Here is a 2,785-nt window from a genome sequence, read left to right as displayed (position 1 = left end):
ATGATTGACGATCTAACGCTCCAGAACCAAATCAGGGATCTGGCTTTAGCGAGTCGGAGCGAACCGACCGATGGTTGGCGTACCGAAGAGCTTGACCCTAAGTTGTGGAACGGTTGGCGTAAAATGATTCAGGGGGACCGGCTAGAAATCGCTGAATACGATCTGACGGCTAAGGTTAGCCAAGGGGACTCTCCTAGTGACAAGCCCGGAGTGGTTGAAGGTCTAAAACAAAGAATAAGGGCTTACAACTTTAGTAAACAAAGGACGTCATCAATAGCAGTGATATAAAAAGTTATCTTTGCCGCCCCGATAAGGCTTTACGGGGCGACTAAGTCTCACCCAACCGACAATTCCGATAGTTTCAGAATAAGCTTTGAGTTTTCTAAGATTGGAATTACTACACCACAGCACGTACTCGAGATACTACAAATAGCTTTTTGGTAGGACCGATACCGAATAAATATCCATAATACATCAGGAGAAACTTTTTTTAATTTTCTGTAACCGGTCATAAATCAGTGGCGGATAATTTGCATGATATTCACCACACTCTGGGCAATGCTCTTGTTTTAGGTACGCTTGATTGTCGATATCTTGATAAGGAAAAACGCTGAAGAGAAGTTCGTGCTGCATAAGCGTTTTATAAAAACTCTTATGATAAGGTGCAATCTCGCTGTCTTTGATTTTGTCGAAATATAGGTCAACGCTGTTCAAAATGCTCATAATTTCTTTAACCCCGTCGAACCTTAAAATGTCGTCATCTTTGTGAATATCAACATCTAAGCTCTCTAGATCCTCAATGAAACATTTAATCGCACGTCGAGAATACAGAAGGATCATTTGCGTCTTGCCATCAACGGTCTTTTCTTGATCGTAACTAAAATTTTTGATGTTTCTTTCGACGAACATATAAAGTTCGTGAAGTTGATCTAACTCGTGCCTTAGTTGCTCCTTCGTGTTTTCTTTTTCGATTTGCTGATGAAGGATTCTATTCGCATCAATCTGGGCTTTCAGCGCTAAAAACAGAACTACTGAACCTAGTATCTGTACGAATGGGTTCGAAATACCTCCAAAAGCATCTCCTATTTCGCCATAATCCTTCAAGTAGTGAAGAGGAAGAAGAGGTAAGAATAAAGGGAGAAGAAGACAGAATACACTGCCGACGACGATGACCCAGAAAGCTATTTTGGTAACAGGAGAGTTATAGATATTCATTTTTACACCTTTTCAGAATTTTCTTTTCTGTACGCGCTAGGAGTTTTGCCAATTTTTTTCTTAAACAACTTTTGAAAGTGTTCATGTGCCGGATACCCAATGGCTTCACTCACTTCGGGAACAGACTTACCGGATTCTTTAAGCAGCTGCTTTGCTTTTTCAAGCCGACAATAGGTTAAATAATCAAGAGGTGTCATGCCTGACAGCTCCTTAAATTTGACGCTGTAGTTCGTACGCGACATCCCCGCAATCCCGGCGAGATCGTCAAGACCCCATTTTTTATCGAGACTATGATGAATAGCTTCCAAGGTTTTGCTGAGTTGCGGATTTTCGATCAGTTTGAAGAATCCAGCATTTTTATTGGATTTGTACATGTGGATTCTTAACGCTTGCACGAAGATAATTTCGGTCAGCTTTCTGACTAACGTGTTGCTTCCAGGAAGCCCTGATTTTGCTTCCTGCTCTATAATACTTAAAAGCATGGCAAGCCAAGGCGAGTGGGAGTTATCAGCACTCTTGATATGCACGACATTTGGCAGCGAATTTAAGAATGGATGATCGGGTCCGCCATTAAAACAAAAATGTCCGCAAACGACGTTGGCTTTGAGCTTGCTCTGATCACCGTATTCCAAAACTTGAGCTTCGGTGAGGTTGGCTTTAGCTCTAAATTCGACCGCAGGCTCGGCCTTGATTTTTGGTGCACTGGCCATGGTGTGCTCAATCCCTTTGAAAAAGATCAAAATATCGCCCTGCTCCGCCAATGCTTTAAGTTTAAGTTTTGGCACCTCATACCAAAACTCGCCATGAGTCACGATGTGAAATCTCGCTAGATTCTCTTCCTGCGGGAGGCTGATGCCCCAGTCTCCCGCAAATGAGGTTCTATACCAGTAGCTGCTAGTAAGCTCTACCTTATCTAAAATTTCACTGAGAACATCCATATATAGCTCCTACGTAAACTGTCCAATAGGTCATGTTATACGAACTATTGAACATATTATATCTATTTTACATGCTGTAAAGTCAGTCTAATCAGTAAGTGGATGAAAACTAAGGAGGCTTTATGAAACTAGATTATGTGATCGTTGCCGGAGGGTGTTTTTGGGGTCTCGAAGACCTCCTTAGGAGTCTGGACGGTGTGACGTCAACGAAGGTGGGCTACTCTGGCGGAGATTTTGATGATCCTACCTACGCCGATATTATAACAGGGAAAACGGGGCACGCCGAAGCGGTTCGCGTGGAATACGACCAAGACGAAATATCTCTCGAAGAGATTCTACATTACTTTTTCAAAATCCATGATCCGACTACGAAGAATCGCCAAGGAAATGATGTTGGCACTTCGTATCGCTCGGCAGCGTTCTATCGTGACGATGCACAGAAAGCGATTATCGAAAACGTGATTGATGAGGTCAATGAGATCGGTCGCTTCGAGAATCCCGTGGTCACGACGGTAGCCTTGGAAAAAGAGTTTTATGACGCTGAGGAGTATCACCAAAACTATTTGAAGAAGAATCCCCACGGGTACACGTGCCATTTTGAGAGAGATTAAACCATGAATCAAACGAAAGAG

4 protein-coding genes are annotated in these 2,785 nt (G+C 42.7%); 2 read left to right on the top strand and 2 right to left on the bottom strand.

Going from position 1 to position 2,785, the window contains the following annotated elements:
* Window positions 1–288, top strand: a 288-nt coding sequence (locus tag EXE29_RS17650) for a hypothetical protein (protein ID WP_004911214.1), incomplete at its 5' end; no start/stop codon positions are given.
* A 186-nt stretch (window positions 289–474) separates the two neighbouring features.
* Here EXE29_RS17650 and EXE29_RS17085 read toward each other — a convergent pair.
* Window positions 475–1,215 carry a hypothetical protein gene (locus EXE29_RS17085; RefSeq protein WP_107010235.1) on the bottom strand — a complete coding sequence of 247 codons (741 nt, stop codon included), beginning with the start codon at window positions 1,213–1,215 and terminating at the stop codon, window positions 475–477.
* 2 nt (window positions 1,216–1,217) lie between these two features.
* Entirely contained in the window at window positions 1,218–2,153 is a 936-nt protein-coding gene (locus EXE29_RS17080) for an AraC family transcriptional regulator (RefSeq protein WP_058952586.1), read from the bottom strand.
* 122 nt (window positions 2,154–2,275) lie between these two features.
* Here EXE29_RS17080 and msrA point away from each other — a divergent pair, with 122 nt between their 5' ends.
* Window positions 2,276–2,764, top strand: coding sequence for a peptide-methionine (S)-S-oxide reductase MsrA (gene msrA / locus EXE29_RS17075; RefSeq protein WP_000762837.1), 489 nt, complete (start codon window positions 2,276–2,278; stop codon window positions 2,762–2,764).
* The last annotated feature ends 21 nt before the right edge of the window (window positions 2,765–2,785 follow it).

Source organism: Acinetobacter sp. WCHAc060006, assembly GCF_004209135.1.
Lineage (GTDB): Bacteria > Pseudomonadota > Gammaproteobacteria > Pseudomonadales > Moraxellaceae > Acinetobacter > Acinetobacter cumulans.
The sequence above is the reverse complement of the archived record's forward strand: the minus strand, read 5'-3'. Positions and strand labels throughout refer to the sequence as shown.

Excerpts from the sequence above, each read along its gene's own strand:
- EXE29_RS17080 (WP_058952586.1), bottom strand. The coding sequence starts at position 2,153 with ATGGATGTTCTCAGTGAAATTTTAGATAAGGTAGAGCTTACTAGCAGC.
- msrA (WP_000762837.1), top strand. The coding sequence starts at position 2,276 with ATGAAACTAGATTATGTGATCGTTGCCGGAGGGTGTTTTTGGGGTCTC.
- EXE29_RS17085 (WP_107010235.1), bottom strand. The coding sequence starts at position 1,215 with ATGAATATCTATAACTCTCCTGTTACCAAAATAGCTTTCTGGGTCATC.